Raw genomic sequence first — 18,320 nt, forward strand, 5'->3', positions numbered from 1 at the left:
TTTACAAGTCAATGTTTATTGTTTTCTTGATAGTAAATGGGCCCTTTGTGGAAAAATCCAGGCACTCATTTTTTTGAAAGATTTGTTAATCAAACGTTCCTTCTTCCACCTTTTCAAGGGGATGGGCAGAAACTCCCTATTTTTAAAAGGATAGGTGAATTACAATGAAAAAGCTATATTATGGTGGAGAAATTATCACGATGGAAAAAGACAAGGAATCAGTCGAAGCTGTATTGGTAGAGAAAGGTGTCATTCAAGACCTTGGTTCGTTAGCTAAGTTTGAATCCCTATTACACAATGGCAACATTGAAAAACATAATTTACAAGGTCATACGTTGTTACCTTCCTTTATTGATCCTCATAGCCATGTTTCGATGGTTGGTCCTGTTGCAGCTTTGTGTGATTTAAGTACATGTAACAATTTCGATGAGATTGTGACCGCATTAAAGTCTTATATAGAAGAGAAGCAATTGAGAGATACCGATCCAGTTATTGGTTTTGGTTACGACCATAATGTATTACAAGAAAAGCAGCATCCAACCAAAGAAATACTTAATCAAGTGTCGATGGATAGAATGGTTATCGTCATGCATACATCTGCTCATATGGGTTGTGTCAATGACATGGCCTTACAGTTTGCTGGAATTGATGAAAATACGAAAGATCATGAAGGCGGTAAGATTGGTAGAGTAAGAGGATCACTAGAGCCCAATGGATATTTAGAAGAAGCAAGTATGATGGCTATCCGAGAAGAGGTAGTAAGTGATATTGGGACAAATTTTGCAGCGATGATGCAGCAAGGTCAAGAAATATATATTAAAAATGGGATTACGACTTGCCAGGAAGGTGCTACAAGTAAAGAAATGATGCAGCTTTTCCATACCTTAGCAGATCAGAACAAGCTCATGATAGATATCGTTGCCTATCCATTAGTAATGGAAGCACCAACAGAATTGCTACAACAATACGAAAGGTATGCTAAAAAGTACAGCAATCGGTTTAAACTTGGAGGATATAAGCTTTTTTTGGACGGTTCTCCACAAGGAAAAACAGCTTGGTTAACGGAACCATATGAAGGAGAAACGGATTACAGAGGGTATGCGTGGTTCCAAGATGAAGAGGTAAAGAAATTTGTTTTAACTGCGCTTAATGATGATGTTCAATTACTGACACACTGTAATGGAGATGCCGCATCGGATCAGTTACTACGAAGCTATGAGGAATCCTTAAAAGACGCAGCTAATCCGAATAAACACAAGCTGCGTCCAGTAATGATTCATTGTCAAACTGTACGTAGTGATCAATTGGACAAAATGGTTGAATTAAATATGATTCCGTCGATTTTCAATGTGCACACCTTCTACTGGGGAGATGTACACCTCAAAAACTTAGGGGAAGAACGAGGTAGCAGAATTAGTCCAGCAAAAACAGCCTTCGATAAAGGATTGGCTGTTAATTTTCATCAGGACTCCCCTGTTGTTAAACCTGACATGCTTCATGCCATTTGGTGTGCTGTGAATCGTAAAACTAGAAGTGGTCGGCGAATTGGAGAAGAGGAATGTGTTACTGTTTACGAAGCGTTACAAGCCGTTACCATCAATGCGGCGTATCAATATTTTGAGGAGGATACAAAAGGGAGCATTGCCGTCGGAAAATATGCAGATTTAGTAATATTGGATCAGAACCCGCTCACGATAGATAAAGAGGCGATTCATAACATTAACGTAGTAGAGACTATTAAGGAAGGAAACACGATTTATCAAAATACTGAGGCAAGCGCCTAACATGTAGGCACTATTTAATATGAGTATTAAATCTCGCAGATAGTTGGCAGTAAGACTCTCACTTCAATATAAGAAAGTGAAACCAATATGGTTAAGTGGGGGCGACTGCTGACTTCATTACTAAACAAAGATATTACCTTTCTATTTTAATATTTTAACTTTGTAGCTATTATAACAAGGTAATCAATATATTCTTTCAGCCATAAGCAGTATACAACAGAATAAGCATTATTAAGTAGTCAAACGGCTAGTCCACACGGGCAAGCCGTTTTTTTAATATAAAAATATTAAGGAGGAGATTTCTTATGCCAAAAATTATTAAAGACTTTATACCTGCCTCTCAAAAGGAACAACGTCCTGGATATGCTATGGTTCCGCTCTATTTAACAATTCACAATACTGCTAATACCAGCGAAGGCGCAGATGCAGAAATGCATAATCAATACTTGCATAATGGTGCAGGTGGTCGAACTGTTGGCTGGCATTACACCGTAGATGATAAAGAAATATACCAGCATCTTCCAACGAATGAAAACGGCTGGCATGCTGGTGATGGTGAAAATGGAACTGGTAATAGACGATCCATTGCTATTGAGATTTGTGAAAATAGCGATGGCGACTTCCGTAAAGCAACAAAAAATGCACAGTGGCTAATTAAAAAATTGATGAAAGAGCATAAAATACCGATTTCAAGAATTGTTACCCATAAGCACTGGAGTGGAAAGAACTGCCCTAGAAAATTACTTGATGATTGGAAGGGGTTCATCGATGAAATTAATGGTGTATCTAACCAAGAAGTAGACAACTACTACGGTCATTCCATTGTGGATTACCTTAATAGTATTGGCAAGAACGCCAGTTTTCGCGCACGCCGGCGATATGCTGCTCAATATGGCATCCGAGGTTATAGGGGAACAGCCAGTCAGAATCTTACATTGCTTCATAGCATGCGTGGCGATTCACAAAAAGCAAGCTATATCGGCAAACGAGTAGAGTCTAAACATGCAGGTCAATTAAGATTTTATAACAAGCCCAGTTGGTCGGATAAATATGTTGTTGGCTATCTTAAAAAGGGATATGGTTTTCCGACGATTGTAGCTAAGCTCAAAGTAGGCAATGGTTATCAATACAAGGTTAAAAATAGTAAAGGAAACGTTTATTATGTGACAGCAAGTAATCAGTATGTCAGAGTCGAGTAAAGAAATAGTGCCTCATTCGCTAAGGAGTGGGGCACGTTCATATTAAAGTAGATATAAAAAGGTTGTTTATCCAAGATTGTTAATGGAATACTTTTCTTTTTTAGGAAGAGGTGTCATAAATCGTTTATACTGCGCTACAATCATGATGCTTATTACTACTAGTAAGTACCAGGAACTAATTTTTCCGATATGCACAAAACTCCATGAAAATTGTTGATTAGGATATTGCCATGCCCCAAAGAAAGTAGCAATATTCTCGGCAACCCAAATGAAGAAGCCGATAAGGATAAATGAGATAGACAACGGCATTTTATATGTTGTGTTCCGTACAATAAATTGTACATGAGTCTGTAAAAAGACAATAAATAATAGCAGTGTTAAAATCTAACGAAAATCTAAAATAAAATGATGCGTAAAAAAGTTTAAATAAATCATCAATCCAAGTGGTATTGTCCATATATTTTTGGGCCATTTATTCATTTTTAAATGAAATCTACGCCATGCCTGACAAATATAACTAGCGACACTTGCATACATAAAACCACTATAAAGTGGTACCCCAAGAACTTTTGACCACGCTTTTTCAGGATAAGACCACGAACCCAAATATACTTTATATACTTCTAGTAGTAATCCGATAACGTGGAAAATACATATCACTTTCCACTCTTTAAATGATTCCAAATTGGTTTTTAACATCAGATATTGCGTAATAAGACAGATTAGTAGAATAAAATCGTAGCGTGGTATGCCAGGTATAGAAATTATCTTGGACAAAGCAAGTGTCGCGAAAATAACCACTGGAAAAATGCATGATAAAGCCTGATGGTAACCGAAATAAAAAAGGTCTATGATATATTTCATGTTCTCCCCTCTTCGTATTCATAAGGGTTATAATAGCCCTTACTTACATTAACCATAAGGACTATTTGTTTTATAACGTAATGCTAGTTGCTAATTCGCTTAATGAAGGAAACGATAGAAATAAGAAATATGGTGAGTACACCACTAAAAACAAATAGATAAGATAAATTAATTAAGAAGAACGGTTCAATTAAAGTACCATCAGGTTCCACACTTGAACCAATTAAGCTATAGATAACGAAACATATAGCACCCAACAAGATTGGTGTAGAAGCTAACAGATATTTCTTTTTCATCAAACATTCTCCTTTGTTATTATTTATTACAAACTAATTTTAAATCAAAAATATATGTAAATCAATTAAAATTTATTGATTTACAATAAAATTTATTATTTAAATAGATTTCTTTCTGATTGCTTAAACATAAAGAAAGGCACCTCTTTTATATTTGGAGATGCCTTTCTTATTTACAGCTTTTTATGGAAAATAGCTCGATTTTGGATGGTAAGTTAGCTAGGAGTCTAAAATAATTTACCCTATTATTATTGAACTTTTGTTGGGGGATTTGTTGTCACATACGTTTGTCCGATAAAGTCGTGAATGGCACGTCTATCTTCTCTCACTCCTACCATGAAGGCGCTTACGATTAATCCTATTCCAAACGTAAGAATGTAAATAATTCCTGCTACAATATTTCTTAATATCATTGTTCCTATGCCAATTTTTCTGCCATCAATTCTTACAATACGGTTTCCCGCCATTCTCCTCCCTAGCGTGTACCCATACCAAACAATAGGTGTTATCAGGCTATATATAAGCCCTAAATAATCAATAGGACGGATGGTTTCATTATCATAGAATACACCGTATAGAAATTGCGAAATAATTCCTGTCACTAAAAAAATAATAATAACATCTAAAACTCTTGCCAAGAATCTGTTTTGAAAACCTGCTGGATTGGTAATGTCGATAAAAACCTCTCCTCTCTATACAATAATCATATGCTTTTTTTCATTAGGATGTTATGGAGAATGACAGTTTTCGTTAAAGCTTTATCGCGCATATAACTGGTAGTAAGACCCTCATTTCAAGCAATAGAGTGAAACCAATATAGAGAAGGGGGAGGTAAATAAGCTCCTCACTGATTGAGGTTTCACTTTATTGCTGCTTTTTTGTTTGAACTTTCTTTACCAGTTAAACCTAATGAATCTGCACTTTCTCCATTTTCAAATTGTAATGTAGCACACCCATGTTTTTGTGTTCATATCCCAGCATTATAAACCGCGGTTATCACAGATAAAATAAAATGTCCCTTTATAGATGTAATCATATGATTACACCCTTTATGCATGTTAGCTGAAGAATGAATCAAAGTCTTATCGCAGAAGTCCATACTTAGCCGTCTGTGTAAAATTTAGACCTTTAGCGAGCCACGGAATCCTCTAGCAGCATAGTAAGAGGATGCACCGTTGTGATACAGAAAGACATGCCCATAGCGATAATCACAAAAAAGGGCACCGCCGAGTTCTCTAATATCTGAGGGTGTTTGCACCCAACTTGACGTTTTCTTATCGAAATGTTCCAGCTGCTGTAACGCTCGATACTGTTCTTCTGTTAAAAGTTCAATGCCCATGGCAGTTGCCATATCAATTGCATTATTCTCTGGTTGATGTTTTTTTCTTGCCTCTAGTGCTTCACGGTCATAGCAAACGCTTCTGCGGCCCTTAGGGCTTTCGGCTGAACAATCATAAAAAATGTATTGGCCCTGCTCATGACCAACAACATCGGGTTCACCGCCAGTGCTTTCCATTTCTTGAAGCGACCACAGTTTTTCCGCATTAGCTTCCAGCCTTGCTTGGACGTTAGCCCATTCGACACCTTGGTGACGGTGCATGTTTTTCTCAAACCGTGTTTTCAATGCTTTGAGTAATCCTTCACGTTGTTCTACTGATAACTCTTTTTCATTGCTTTTTGTCATGTTCATTTCCTCCTAACTAAAACGGTTAAGATATGTATATTTGTTTTACAATAAACTGTTTAAAGGATTGTGTAAAGTCAGTTTACATTAAATTATAAGACTAAGTAAATGTATTTCCCTACAATCTGGAATTTTTCTTGAATGACTTTAATTTTCCTACACAAATTTTATCGCACATATAACTGGCAGTGAGGTGCCGACTTCAAGTGAAAAATGAAACCAATGTTGGGGGATGGACTGCCAGTAAGTGTCCGAATGGTTCAAAGTCCTTTAGGTCATACCCTTGTGGTAAAAACAATCAGTGGAGAATAAACAAATCTCCACTGATTGATGATTCACCTTATTTGTAGCCCTCGATAACGAAAGTACTATTCCGAATACTTATAAACATCTGGTCTCAGGTTTTCAAAAATAGGAATGTTTTGCTGTTGTTCTGTTACCTTCTGTATATCGATTTCTATTGTTAAGATTGTCTCTTGATTGCCTGCTTCTTGAATAATATTTCCATTTGGATCGATGACGATGGAATGTCCTGCGTATGTGTTGCCAACATGTTTTTCGTTATTCACGACACCTACACTATTACATGCAACGACATAGACGCAATTTTCTATAGCTCTTGCTTTCAATAATGTTCGCCAATGGTTTAAGTTTTTGGTGGTCCACTGGGCGACATAGAAAATGATTTTTGCTCCTTGAGACGCTGGGTAACGTGTGATTTCTGGGAAACGTAAGTCGTAACATATAATTTGAGTTGCCTTGATATCGTTAATTTCAAATACTTCTGGTGCTTCATTTCCACCTGTTAAATAAAGCTGTTCATCTAACATTGGCACGAGATGTATTTTATCTTTTTGATAAATTAGCTTACCCGTTTTTGATACCACAAAGGCGGTATTATATATATTCTTATTGCGTTTGTTTGAAACGGAACCTGCAATAATATTTACATGATGATTAGTCGCAAAATGTTGGATAAAAGGGAAACTTCTTGTTAAATCGACATCTGCATTTTCTGTTAAATGTTGTAAATCATACCCGTTATTCCACATTTCAGGTAGTATAACAACCTCTGTATCTGTTTCGAGTTTTTCTTCAAATAAGGCTTTGATACGATTTTCATTTTGTTCTACGTTGCCTTCTATAATCTCTAATTGAAATAATTGTATTTTCATTTTTATATCTCCTATTCATATGTAAATTTATAAATGGTATATAACTTGTCATTATATTTAACATCCTCACCATGTGAAGAAGATAGGATAGATGGTTTGATATCATCTATTACGCGCCCGCTATTAATATTTTCTTCCATATTAATTGTGAACTTTTTAATCGGTGGATGTAGGGTCTTAGCATCAGAAATAAATAAGTCTCCAGTTATCAACACATTGTCATCTTTATGATGGTAAATGACATGGCCTGGAGCATGACCAGGTGTTTCATATACATCGAGGGGTAACGTGTTAATGACACTATCTTGAAAAGCCTCAACCTGATGTTCAACACCTGTTGTTTCCTTTTCTACTTTATTTGGATAGGGTATTTTTCCATTAATAAACGGAAGTTCATTCTTGTGTGAGTAAATAGGAATGTTTAATTCAGCTCGTAGATACTTAGCTCCATTGATATGATCCAGATGACCATGTGTTAGTAAAATACTTTTGGGAGCACCTAAGGATTTTGCTGCTTTTAGCTGTATATGTGCGTATTCTTCCATCCCGGTATCAATGATGTAAACATCTTCACCATCCACTACGTACCATGTATTAATCTTGACTGGAATACCGACAACGGTTTCGTAGGTAAGTCTATAAATATGTTTAGAAATTTGGACGAATTTCAATTCATACACCTTCTCTTATTTATTTGATATCATAAATTTAACAAGATAAAAAGGTAGTAACAAGAAGGCACAATTTTGTAACTACCCATTGAGGTGAGAAAATGTCAGACTTTAAAAGCAGTCAATATGGTACTTGTACGTTAACTGTAAAGCATGCATGTCCAATTGAATTAACGATGCATATTATTGGTGGTAAATGGAAAGGTATCATTCTATTTTTACTGTCTCAATCACCAATGAATTACAATGCGATACGCCGTGAAATACCAGGTGTTACTCAACGCATTCTTACACTACAGCTTAGAGATATGGAGAAAGATGGTATTATTGAAAGAGAAGAAACAAGCGATTACCCTAAGAAGGTAATATATTATCTAACAGCTCTTGGTGAGGATCTTATTCCAATAATAAAATCCATAGAGAAGTGGGGGAATGCTTATATGAGGAAGGGATTTGAATAAGGTTAAAAAAACGGGGAGTTGTTATGAATTTACAAAAGTCTCATTCTTATGTACAACTCTGAGAAGATACCACACCCTAAATTTAGTGATATGCTCTCTGTCAAGTAAACAATAGATAAAACTAATATTTAGGGTGTTTTTTATGGAGTATATGAAAATTCGTCAATAACTATTTAACATCTTCGTGCGATTTGGAAACGAATAAAGATATCTATCTCGTTTAGCTTCGATTAATTTGTATGAAAAGGTCCATCTTTTCATAACGTGTATGCATAAAGCCATTAGTTGAAGTAATTTAAAATTTGGCTTTTTTATTTGACTTGATTTTTAAGGTTACAATAATACTAGCTATACTAACTAAAACTCCTAAAATGGCAATAGCGCTTAACCCAAGATTATTAGGAGAAAGAAATCCGACTGGTATAATTCCTAAAAATGAGATCACTATAAATGCTTGATACATTGCCGATATGTTTCGTACAACACGATTACTAAATAGTGATAAAAGCAAAGGCGGTAAAAAGAGTACAATGATTATACCAATAGATATCCACTAACCAGCTGGTTCATCGTATGAAACAGTATTAGGACCTGTTGGATATCTAGCAGCCAATAAAACCGCTCCAACAGCTATTAATAAAGTTAAAAAAACCATATAAAATTTTTTGAGCATAGATAGAGAACTCCTTCTCCCTTAACTAATTTTGGAATAGTAATATATTTAGCAATATGAAAAATGACTAGTTTTAGTTGAAGTCTGCCCTATGAGATAATAGGAAACCAAGGTTATATCTAAGTGAAAGAAAGTGAACCAAATCCTGATTTAATTGCTTATCCCGCATATAATTGGCAGTAAAAACTTTTGCATGATACAAGCCCACATAGCAAACGTCCCACTGCGTACTATTGCACAATAAGATAGTTAGCAGAGGATTTTTTGCCCCCACTTCAAGCGGTGATTCCTGTACCATAAATTTGGTCATTATATCTATCTAATGGAAGTCCATTGACATTTTTCTAAGTGTTAAAATGAACTAAAATCAATTCCATTCAGCATATATGTAAGTACGGTCAGTACCAGCAAATATCCCGCCATGGTCCAATACAAATCAAACTTTGGTTTGTTGATATGTACAAGGAAAAGATAAATATGGATGACTCCATACAACATTAGTGCAAAAACGTAGGTAATTACAAACAAGTCTATCATTAGAAATCCAAAAAAGCAGATAACCAAGCAGAAAATAGCAGCAAATGGAATGTTTACGACAGCGTACTTTGTAAGTAATTCGCGGTGAGAGAATTTTGCATTCCCCAGAAACTTCAATAACATAAATAGAGAGACATAGCCTGCTGCAAAAGTAATAATCCAGGAAAGAGTCCCAGTTATTAAAAACATAATTCCAATCTCTGTAAACATACTCAATAAGCCATCGAATCCAAACTTAAAGAATAAAAAGTTACATAAACCTATGATAATTGAAAGTATTAACAGTATGAGGATACTCGTTTCAATTCCAATGATATGATTCGACTTCACTACAGAATGTGGTCTTATAATGGCATCCTTTAGTATACCTTTCGTTTCATTTAAACTCTTACCAAAATCAAAGTTTATTTTGCTTTTTTGCTCCTCAGGTTCGTCAAAATTTTTGTCATTATCCATCGTTTCACTCCTTCTATTAATTTACATACATTCATATTAAATCAAATTTATAAAACTACCTATCTATGCTCCGCCTCCTTTGCTGCTCATTCTTATATTACGATAATTTATATGAAAGTTTCAATTTATCCCGCATGGGTTTTATGCTGAAAGGCTACTTGGCAACTACCTGTTTGCGGAAGCGCTTTTCTATTATAAATTTCGGATAATCCTTGGGCTGGTGATTAGTGTCTACGCCTCCATTAACGTAAGTTTTCCACCATGATAACAATAGTAATGTTCAGCTTGAAGACTTTTAATTTTATTCAAAGATTGTTCCGCTTTCTCAATATGTAAACAGAAGTGTGGATTAGCGATAACTAATTCTTGATTTTCTTTAACAGCTGCATCACCTGTAATGACACTTTTTAAACTCGGAATATATAATGAAATGTGACCCGAAGTATGCCCTGGCGTTGCTATTATTCGACATTTGTTATCTAAAATCATATCTCCATCCTGGACTTTTTCATCAATTGGAACATGCTTTAAATTCTTTAATTGCTGTATAAACCATTTGCCAAATTCCATCTCTTCTTCTGGCATATTTTCTAGCTTTTGTTCTGCTTGAATCAATCTCTCTGACTTCATTTCACCACTAATATATTTTGCTTCAAGGTCACTAGCTATAATGTTAATCCAAGGATATTTTTCCTTGAAATCGTATAAGGACCCTATATGATCATCATCATAATGTGTAATGATGATACGCTTTAAATGCTTCATTTCATATCCATGTTTTAAAATTTCATTTTCTATTAAACGTAAAAAGCCTGTATACCCTGTATCAATCAAGGTTAATTCATTATTTGATATAAGTAAGCTGGGATAAATATAATTGTTTTGTCCATTAAATTCAAATTTAATTGGTAATTCTTTTATCTTCATCTTTCTACCTCCGTTTGTCTTAAAAATCTAGTGAATGATTATGTTACCAAACGATTTATCCATGCTTTCTTGTTTCAAATGCTTCGGTTACTTGCACGACTGGTTCATCCCAAGGATGATTAGGGTAAATGCCTTCTTCAATTACTTTTAATAATAAATGCTTATCTCTAGGAATAGAAAATTCTAACTTAAACGACGTTACTTGCTTCCTTTCTCCTATATCTCCCTCTGTTGGCATAGAATTTTTTGAAGGGACAAATTGCTCTATACCATCATTTGAATGCCAAGCTACGTTTTTATAGTTTCCATAAATTAAATCATCAACATGTAACACACCTACTAATACTCTATCCAAAGATTCTGGAACCACATAAGTATGTATTCTATATATTGGCACTAATTTCACAAATTTCTTCCTCCCAATACCTTTTTTAAAAGTTAAGAAAGTATAAAATTAGTGCAATGACTGCGTTAAGCGAAGTAGTTATTTTGAAATGTTTGATGTATATTGGCAATGCTCCGACTAATTACTTCGCTTTCGGCGGGCACGGCCTCAACTAACTTTGCAAAGAAGAACACGTTGCAAAGTGGATTTTCGGCTCGCGCTAATCCCGCAGGAGTCTACGTAATTAGTCTCCGCTATGCGAAGGTGCAACAATTCTTGTCATAAGTAATAGGTTGACTTTTTTTACAATGGGTAAAGTGAAAATCGCTATCCGTGAGTATAAAAGCAGCTGTGTTACTTCATGCTAGCGTTGTAGAGCCTGATAATAGCGAAGGCCGGCCACTTCAACTCCTGTGGGAAATGTTTGACCTAAAGATCCACTTTTTTGAGCGGGTTTTGCTAAAAAAGTTAGCTGAGGGACAAACCCCACGGAAAGGGAAGTGGGCAGCCGGAGTGGTGGTCAAGCAAGCAGTAGCTATTATTACATAATAGCTACTAGAGGAAGCGTAAATCTGAGCATGTAGTGATAAGGACTGAGCGAATTTTGCTCAGTTATTCTAAATAATACCCTTTTTATCCCATATATAACTGGCGGTAATACTCCCACTTCAAGTAACCAATAGGGATAGGGGTGGGATCGACTGCCAGTAAATGTTCGATTAGTTCTAGGGACTTTAGGTCATACCCTTGTGGTACTAACCAACCCTGGGGGATGAACCAAACCTCCACGGATTGAAGTTTTACTTTATCATATTCTTTCTCTCCATATAGCTAGTCATGCATAGGTTAATTCTATAAGTATTATTATGCTCTTACAAGATTTCCTTTTTTAAAATAGGAAGCTGCGATAATCAATACGCAAATTCATCATTTCTATAATCTGTGTGTATGTTTTGAAACTTTGCTTCTTTTTAGAAATAATCTAAGTCCTGTATAAGAAAAGGGCTGCTAATTACCAGCCCATTACGTCATTTAATATGAAAAATATAGTGGGTTATAGCCACTCTTTACACTCGTCAGCTAATCGCTGTAATTCGTTAAAGAATTGACTAGCGTGATATCCATCGCAAACAGCATGATGGACTTGTATTGAAATAGGTAAAAATAATTTATCTCCCTGATTAAAATACTTACCTCCTGTAATGATTGGTAGTAAGAATGTACCATCATTAAAGATATTTAAGTTAAAACCTGTAAAACTAGTCCAAGGGATGCAAGAAATAGGAATTGCGTTTTTAGGCGTTTGTTTTTTTGCGCTTATCTCCTTTACATTGCCATAAAGCTTCATATCCTGTTGATAGTTTTTATAAAAGGGATAGAAGTTTACTTCGTATGCTGTCCATATAGTAGAAAACGTTTTATCCTCGTTATGAAATATAGTATAGCTTGGTATCATCTGATCCCAAAATCCCAGTCTTCCTTTTTCATCCAAACAGGTTCTAAATTCAACTTGACAATTAACGACCTTAGTAACCATATAGATAAAAACAGGATAAAACTTAATATTCATTTCATGAGTTTTTGCTAATAACCTTGTAATATCTATATTTGCAGTCATGCTGAACGTACATCTAGTATGATTTAAAAAATGTTCAAAATAAGGTTTTCTTTCCCAAGTATTTATATCAATTACATTAAATGTCATAGTTTATATGCCTCCTAAATTTTTTGAATAAATTTAAGAGGCAATCTTCACGGTTCGCTTCATTACTCACTCACCCTTATATAATGTTATTTATTATTGGTAATATATAACAAAATTAAATAAATGTACACCCTCTAAATAAAATAGATTTATACTTTATCATTTGATGGTAGAAAAAATTAAAATAGTGTAGCGTTTGAAGCTGTACGGATACCTAATTTTGTTATATCAGTAAATATTCTATTGGTTTGGTATTAACTCATTCTAATTATGTTTGCTTCGTATAGTAAGTAAGTGTGATCTAACGTTCTTCAACGAATAATCTATTTGTAGAGTAGTTTTTTATTCTGAAATATACACTTAATATAATCTGTATTACTAAATATCGATCAGTTTACATTAAACCCTAAGAGGTCTATGGAAGAAATTAACGGTTAGTAGCTGTTTTTTCTTGTAATAGGCTGCTTTTTTAAAAAAGTTAAATTGATGTAAAATTAACAAAAAATTGCAGGAAAATAAGGATACGTATAGAAGTAGTATGTATATTGAAAAAAAAGGAGGTAACAAGATGTATAAAATTTTATTTTCCCTGCTGCTAGTAACTGTTATATCCGTTGTGGCTTTTGGAAACACGTCACATGCCTCTGAAGCTATTACTAAGGATGATGTAACTCTCTTGAAAACATTCGGACCATACAAGTTTAAAACAAAAGATGGTAAGTGGGACGGAAAAGTAGTAGTACCCTCTGGTGGTGCAGACGTTACGGTAACTGTAAGGAATTTGAATTTTTATGGAGAACCATTGGTGCGTTTATGTAATGCTTCATCGGGAAACTGTACAGGTTTTGGTCCATTAAGGCAGCCACTGCTAACTAGAACTTTTACTAATATGTTACCCGGAACCTATTATGGAGATGTAGTTACTGGTGTGGTAACATCTAGTGGTACCATAAGCTTTGATGTTAGATAAAAGGTGCTTGGATAGATTAAAACAAATGAAAGTTGCATACGGATTTATATGATTGATGTGCATTGAATATAGTGCCCTTTCCTTGGTTGGAGGGGGTGTCCTTTTTATCTTGGAATACTTTTTTCATCGTGATGGTAACACTGATATTGAGGTCAACATCTTCCTAAGATCACCAGCTGGTAACGCTCATAAATAAAAAACCCTCCATAAAAAGGAGGATGAAAGGGAAGGAAATAATAAAATGTGGAATAAATAATCTTGTACATTAGTCTACGTAAAAAGCTGAGATTGTGTTTGGGATATATTAATCATTTTTTGCAAAAAAGAATGGATGGTTGAAATGTACCAATAGCATGGAAGCTTCTACTTTGTCTTGCATATAACTGGCAGTAAGACCCCACTTCCAGCAAAAAAGTGAAACCAATATGGATAAGAGGGGATCAACTGCCAGTAAATGTCCGATTGGTTCAAAGGCCTTTAGGTCATACCCTTGTGGCACGAACAATCAGTGGGTTATAAACAAAACTCCCACGGATTGAAGTTTTACTTTATTTCTTCGTTCACCGCTATATCTCTCCAATATGTGTATGGTCCATTACTTGTTAAAATTGCATTTTTCGGTACTTGTTTAAGTATGAGTAAAAGATTAAGAATGTCGACGGACGATGCCATTGCATTTAGGATTATCAGAAATTTTAATGCTGGTGTTAGGAGTCCTAGCATACCTAATAGCAGTGGCGCAATTATGGAAATAGTGATGAACGGAGCAATGGTGATTAGGATATATCTTGATTTTACGATCTCTTCCTCTGTTATTACAAACCCCCCGAATAACGTTAAACCTAGATATGTTTTATCTGATGTAATAAAATGTGGTATGAATATCAAATGAAAGATTTCGTGAAGTATTAAAAGAAGGATTAGTATAAAAATAATAGGAACGTTAATAGTTAGTGAGATTTTGTCTGCTGTCAGTCCAAACTCATGAAAGGATATAGTGGAAAAGATATGTATGACCCCAATAGAGAGAATTGCAGCTACCATCATCAACGGAATAGATAACAAAATAGCATGGCATAAATGTTTAGGTTCTCTCATTGGAACCCATCCCTTTTTTATTAAATCTATGTGTAAATGTGGGTTGCTTTTTGGCAAGTTGTTTCTTATTTTCATTTGATTCCCTCATTTAGAATTCTTTTAATATAATAGAAGGTAAGCTTTTATGTAGCAGGTTTGCAGGAGAGATGACAGTGCTTGTCTAAGAAATATCTTTATCCCGCATATAACAGGCAGTAAGCCCTCACTTCAAGCAATAAAGTGAAACCAATATGGATAAGTGGGGGATCGCCTGCCAGTAATGTCCGATTGGTTCAAAGCCTTTAGGTCATACTCTTGTGGTACGAACAAGCGGTGGGGGATAAACAAAACCCCCACTGCCTGAAGTTTTACTTTATGCTGTATTACGATTCCGCGGGTAGAGGTGAAGCTTCCTCCTAAGAAAAACGCTCAAAGCAGGACCTACCTTTTCTCCAGCAAGGAGTGTATAGTTCAGTTTCAGTAGCTAGATAACCTTCTAGGACAGCCCTATTGGTTTTACATGGAATCTGATTTTAGTTTAGAGTATAAATGAAGGTCGATGTACCTTTCATCATACTTTTCATATTGTCTAAGGGTACCCTCTAACGTAAAGTGAAGCTTTTCTACTAGTTTAATAGAATTATGGTTATCAGGTTCAATCTTAGCTTCGATGCGATTAAGATTAAACGAATCAAATCCAACCGTAAGCAATTTAGAGATTGCCTCTGTGGCGTAGCCCTTCCCCCAAGATTCCTTTGCTAATTCGTAGCCAATCTCCGCCTTTTCATTTTCCTGATCTAACGAATTAAAACCACATGAGCCAATAATTTGATTTGTTGCTAATTCAATAATTGTATAGCGAATAGCTTTATTATCCTCATACAGCTTATTTAGAAAATGAATCATATCTTGTGCTTGGCTTTCATCAGTAAAACTAGTTATATTCATGAATTTAGTCACTTCAGGATCGGACCAAATGTTGAATAAACTGGCTGCATCATTTGTTTCCATTTTTCGTAAACATAGTCTATCCGTGATTAAGTTGGTAATCAATACTTACCCCTCCAATTTATTTATACTATGGGCTATAAATATTGATAGCTGCGCATCATTCAGTCCCTTCTTGCGTTGAAATTAATTCGATTATACAAGGTTTAAAAAAGTAAGTAAATAGCAACATTAATATGTTGCTGCTAGATAAAACCTATTCTAGATATTTAAGCTATCGTGAGAAAAGTAAGCGAGGTCGCTTTAGAATGTTGAGGAAGTAGGCAATGGAATTAATGAAAAAAGTAAAAATAGAGTACAGTGCACATCACAACCTTGGCTTGTAAGAACAGAACAATATCCTTCACCTAACTAGGAAAGCTAGGTGAAAGACATTTTTTTCTAATTGCTACAGAAGGCCATTGACTCCTTAGGAGTTTTGTTGTGTCCTTAGCATACACTAAGATTTTCTCATTAGGTCAAGCGAATGAATTAATTGAATTGGAACTCAATTGCTTCATCATCCATGATGGAGTGGTAAAATAATTCATCCTTATCAAGTAGCCATTTTTTTTCTTTTTCATCATAAATGACAGTTAGCTTTCTCGTTCTAGTATAGTTTTTCTTATCTTCATCTCTGGATAACCAGCCTAAATCACCATTAGGTTCGTGATAGGTGAGCACAGCGTTTATTTGAAATATATATTGGTTTAATTGTTTATCATATTCGGTGTGTAGCAGTGACTTTTTATTGTATACTGCTTTTAATAATTCGCCTGTATACTTTGGTTCCTTGGCCTTTATTTCTTTTATTCTATCGGCTAATTGCTCTTTAAGCTTCTTCGTAGCTCCAGTTTTTAATAGGGATGCATCTTTTTTAGATAACGCTTGTCGATATTGAATCAATGTATCATTTAACTGTTTGAATAATGCTTCTTCATTCTGTTCTGATAATGGATAGATAGTGTCGAACTGAACATAATCTCCATTGATATAATGCTCTTCACTTTTTGCAGTTCCCCATGGAAATTCTTTTTCAGCGTATAAGGAAACTGATTCATTTGTTGGGAACATACCAATTGACGTCTTGTCTGAACCGACGGTAATATCTGTTTTTTCTCCATTAATATAGAGGGTAGAATCATCATAGATGGAGGAAACTTCCACTTCAGTTGCATCAAGCTCTAATGTATGAATGAGTGTCGAATCATTGGAGTTAAACAATTCCACTTCCTCATCAATACTTGATGATATATAAGAATTCTCGAAGGTAGCAGTTACCTTATGCATACCAGGCATGTATGGTCCAAATTCTTTATGATAGCCTTCTCCAGAAGATGTCCCTACTTTCTCATCGTCAACATACAGGTCAATACCTTCCGTATCCATATATAGGTCGAGATGCATCGGAGAAACCATGATTTTATAATCATCGAAGAACATCCACTTTTTACCATCTTTTACTATATTAACAGTAGCATATGTATTATTTAAAGAAGCTTTGGCCATAGTGCCTGATGATACCGTTTCAACTTGCTCGTTTAAACGATTAATCAGCGTTTCGTGTTTTTTAGGGTGGTTTGCTAGATATTCCAAAAACTGTGAAGCATTCTCCTCTGTTACATTGAATGAGTCATTTACGGGATGAAGAATGCCTTTTAAAGCGTCGACATCTTTCTCGTTGACTGCTGTTTCAAAAGCTTGAATCTCTTTCTCTGGTGTGAATTTACTGTTTCCAACTAAGAAAAATGAAATGATAGCAGCAATCAGGATGATGGTGGAGCATATGATGGCAAGTAATTTTTTGCTATTTGTTTTATTCTTCCCAACTTTCTTCGTTGGTTCTGACAATGGATTGCCACATTCTGGACAAAAATTTTTATTCTGATTCGTTTTATAGCCACAATTTTTACATTTCATGCATGCTTTCCCTACCTTTCTAAACTTATTGCGTGGACGATTACCACAGTATACTAATCGTACCATAATGAATAAAATTGATAATGCCACTTTTTCCCTGTTTTTACCACGAAATTGATAGGACTTTTTGATAGAGGAATGAAATATGAACTATAAACGATAGAAAAATGGATGAATAGTTCCGTCTATAAATGAAGAAAAGTGGCTGTTTTAATATTACAATTTGATTACAATCCGGAAATTCTGCTTCGTCATCATTATTGATTAAGTAAAATTACCTAGTTAAAAAGAAACTTATATATGGGAAAAAATTCCAAAGTTATAATATATGGATAATAAAGAATATTTAAATTACGATAGTTTTTTCAGATTATGTTTGAAAAATAGCCATAATTGTTTAATTAGGCGTATTTTATTAAGAATTTATCTATGTAACGTACGGAAAAATATCTTGAATTAAAGCTTTCGACAAAAAATACTTCGAATTTAAAGTAATTCCTGAATAACAATAGGTAAAAATAACCATTTTATGGTTTACATCTTATTTTT

The 18,320-nt window shown here is 34.9% G+C and carries 17 protein-coding genes and 2 pseudogenes; 5 read left to right on the forward strand and 14 right to left on the reverse strand.

Annotated features, from left to right (window positions below):
• The first annotated feature begins 164 nt into the window (after positions 1-164).
• Positions 165-1,784 (forward strand): amidohydrolase, encoded by a 1,620-nt coding sequence (locus JUJ52_RS13370; protein WP_205389570.1) that lies wholly within the window; start codon positions 165-167, stop codon positions 1,782-1,784.
• Positions 1,785-2,089: 305 nt separating this feature from the next.
• A complete protein-coding gene (locus JUJ52_RS13375; RefSeq protein ID WP_051388234.1) occupies positions 2,090-2,983 on the forward strand; it encodes a peptidoglycan recognition protein family protein in 894 nt (297 codons plus the stop codon).
• Positions 2,984-3,049: 66 nt separating this feature from the next.
• Here JUJ52_RS13375 and JUJ52_RS13380 read toward each other — a convergent pair.
• From JUJ52_RS13380 to JUJ52_RS13405, 6 genes and pseudogenes are all read right to left on the reverse strand, one after another.
• Positions 3,050-3,847, reverse strand: a pseudogene (locus tag JUJ52_RS13380) (DUF817 domain-containing protein).
• 83 nt (positions 3,848-3,930) lie between these two features.
• The gene (locus JUJ52_RS13385) at positions 3,931-4,143 is read right to left on the reverse strand and encodes a DUF3955 domain-containing protein (RefSeq protein WP_026679791.1); all 213 of its coding nucleotides are present in this window, start codon (positions 4,141-4,143) and stop codon (positions 3,931-3,933) included.
• Between the two features lie 248 nt (positions 4,144-4,391).
• A complete protein-coding gene (locus JUJ52_RS13390) occupies positions 4,392-4,820 on the reverse strand; it encodes an RDD family protein (RefSeq protein WP_205389741.1) in 429 nt (142 codons plus the stop codon).
• Between the two features lie 443 nt (positions 4,821-5,263).
• Positions 5,264-5,827 (reverse strand): DUF4256 domain-containing protein, encoded by a 564-nt coding sequence (locus JUJ52_RS13395; RefSeq protein ID WP_205389571.1) that lies wholly within the window; start codon positions 5,825-5,827, stop codon positions 5,264-5,266.
• Positions 5,828-6,195: 368 nt separating this feature from the next.
• Positions 6,196-7,002 (reverse strand): carbon-nitrogen family hydrolase, encoded by an 807-nt coding sequence (locus JUJ52_RS13400; protein WP_205389572.1) that lies wholly within the window; start codon positions 7,000-7,002, stop codon positions 6,196-6,198.
• Positions 7,003-7,013: 11 nt separating this feature from the next.
• On the reverse strand, positions 7,014-7,673 hold the full coding sequence (locus tag JUJ52_RS13405) for an MBL fold metallo-hydrolase (protein ID WP_205389573.1): 660 nt from the start codon (positions 7,671-7,673) through the stop codon (positions 7,014-7,016).
• 101 nt (positions 7,674-7,774) lie between these two features.
• On the opposite strand from JUJ52_RS13405, the gene JUJ52_RS13410 reads away from it, so the two are divergent.
• Entirely contained in the window at positions 7,775-8,134 is a 360-nt protein-coding gene (locus JUJ52_RS13410; protein WP_205389574.1) for a winged helix-turn-helix transcriptional regulator, read from the forward strand.
• Positions 8,135-8,429: 295 nt separating this feature from the next.
• On the opposite strand, the pseudogene JUJ52_RS13415 reads toward JUJ52_RS13410, so the two are convergent.
• From JUJ52_RS13415 to JUJ52_RS13430, 4 genes and pseudogenes are all read right to left on the reverse strand, one after another.
• A pseudogene (locus JUJ52_RS13415) lies at positions 8,430-8,807 on the reverse strand (hypothetical protein).
• A 351-nt stretch (positions 8,808-9,158) separates the two neighbouring features.
• On the reverse strand, positions 9,159-9,800 hold the full coding sequence (locus JUJ52_RS13420; RefSeq protein WP_026679797.1) for a hypothetical protein: 642 nt from the start codon (positions 9,798-9,800) through the stop codon (positions 9,159-9,161).
• Between the two features lie 231 nt (positions 9,801-10,031).
• Positions 10,032-10,727 carry an MBL fold metallo-hydrolase gene (locus tag JUJ52_RS13425; RefSeq protein WP_205389575.1) on the reverse strand — a complete coding sequence of 232 codons (696 nt, stop codon included), beginning with the start codon at positions 10,725-10,727 and terminating at the stop codon, positions 10,032-10,034.
• Between the two features lie 55 nt (positions 10,728-10,782).
• Entirely contained in the window at positions 10,783-11,133 is a 351-nt protein-coding gene (locus JUJ52_RS13430) for a YqfO family protein (RefSeq protein WP_228089000.1), read from the reverse strand.
• Between the two features lie 312 nt (positions 11,134-11,445).
• Here JUJ52_RS13430 and JUJ52_RS13435 point away from each other — a divergent pair, with 312 nt between their 5' ends.
• Entirely contained in the window at positions 11,446-11,661 is a 216-nt protein-coding gene (locus JUJ52_RS13435; RefSeq protein ID WP_228089001.1) for a hypothetical protein, read from the forward strand.
• Positions 11,662-12,166: 505 nt separating this feature from the next.
• Here the strand turns inward: JUJ52_RS13435 and catA are convergent.
• Positions 12,167-12,817: a type A chloramphenicol O-acetyltransferase gene (gene catA, locus JUJ52_RS13440; protein WP_026683185.1), complete on the reverse strand. Its 651-nt coding sequence runs from the start codon at positions 12,815-12,817 to the stop codon at positions 12,167-12,169.
• A gap of 568 nt (positions 12,818-13,385) precedes the next feature.
• On the opposite strand from catA, the gene JUJ52_RS13445 reads away from it, so the two are divergent.
• Positions 13,386-13,787, forward strand: coding sequence for a hypothetical protein (locus JUJ52_RS13445; RefSeq protein ID WP_051388478.1), 402 nt, complete (start codon positions 13,386-13,388; stop codon positions 13,785-13,787).
• Between the two features lie 543 nt (positions 13,788-14,330).
• Here the strand turns inward: JUJ52_RS13445 and JUJ52_RS13450 are convergent.
• The 3 genes from JUJ52_RS13450 to JUJ52_RS13460 form a co-directional block, all read right to left on the reverse strand.
• Complete coding sequence (locus tag JUJ52_RS13450) at positions 14,331-14,885, reverse strand: DUF3267 domain-containing protein (RefSeq protein WP_308036040.1); 555 nt, start codon at positions 14,883-14,885, stop codon at positions 14,331-14,333.
• Between the two features lie 495 nt (positions 14,886-15,380).
• Complete coding sequence (locus JUJ52_RS13455; RefSeq protein WP_026683187.1) at positions 15,381-15,917, reverse strand: GNAT family N-acetyltransferase; 537 nt, start codon at positions 15,915-15,917, stop codon at positions 15,381-15,383.
• Positions 15,918-16,343: 426 nt separating this feature from the next.
• Entirely contained in the window at positions 16,344-17,771 is a 1,428-nt protein-coding gene (locus JUJ52_RS13460; protein WP_205389579.1) for a zinc ribbon domain-containing protein, read from the reverse strand.
• Positions 17,772-18,320: the final 549 nt, after the last annotated feature.

This window comes from Virgibacillus sp. AGTR, assembly GCF_016919725.2.
Classification (GTDB): Bacteria; Bacillota; Bacilli; order Bacillales; family Amphibacillaceae; genus Virgibacillus; species Virgibacillus salarius.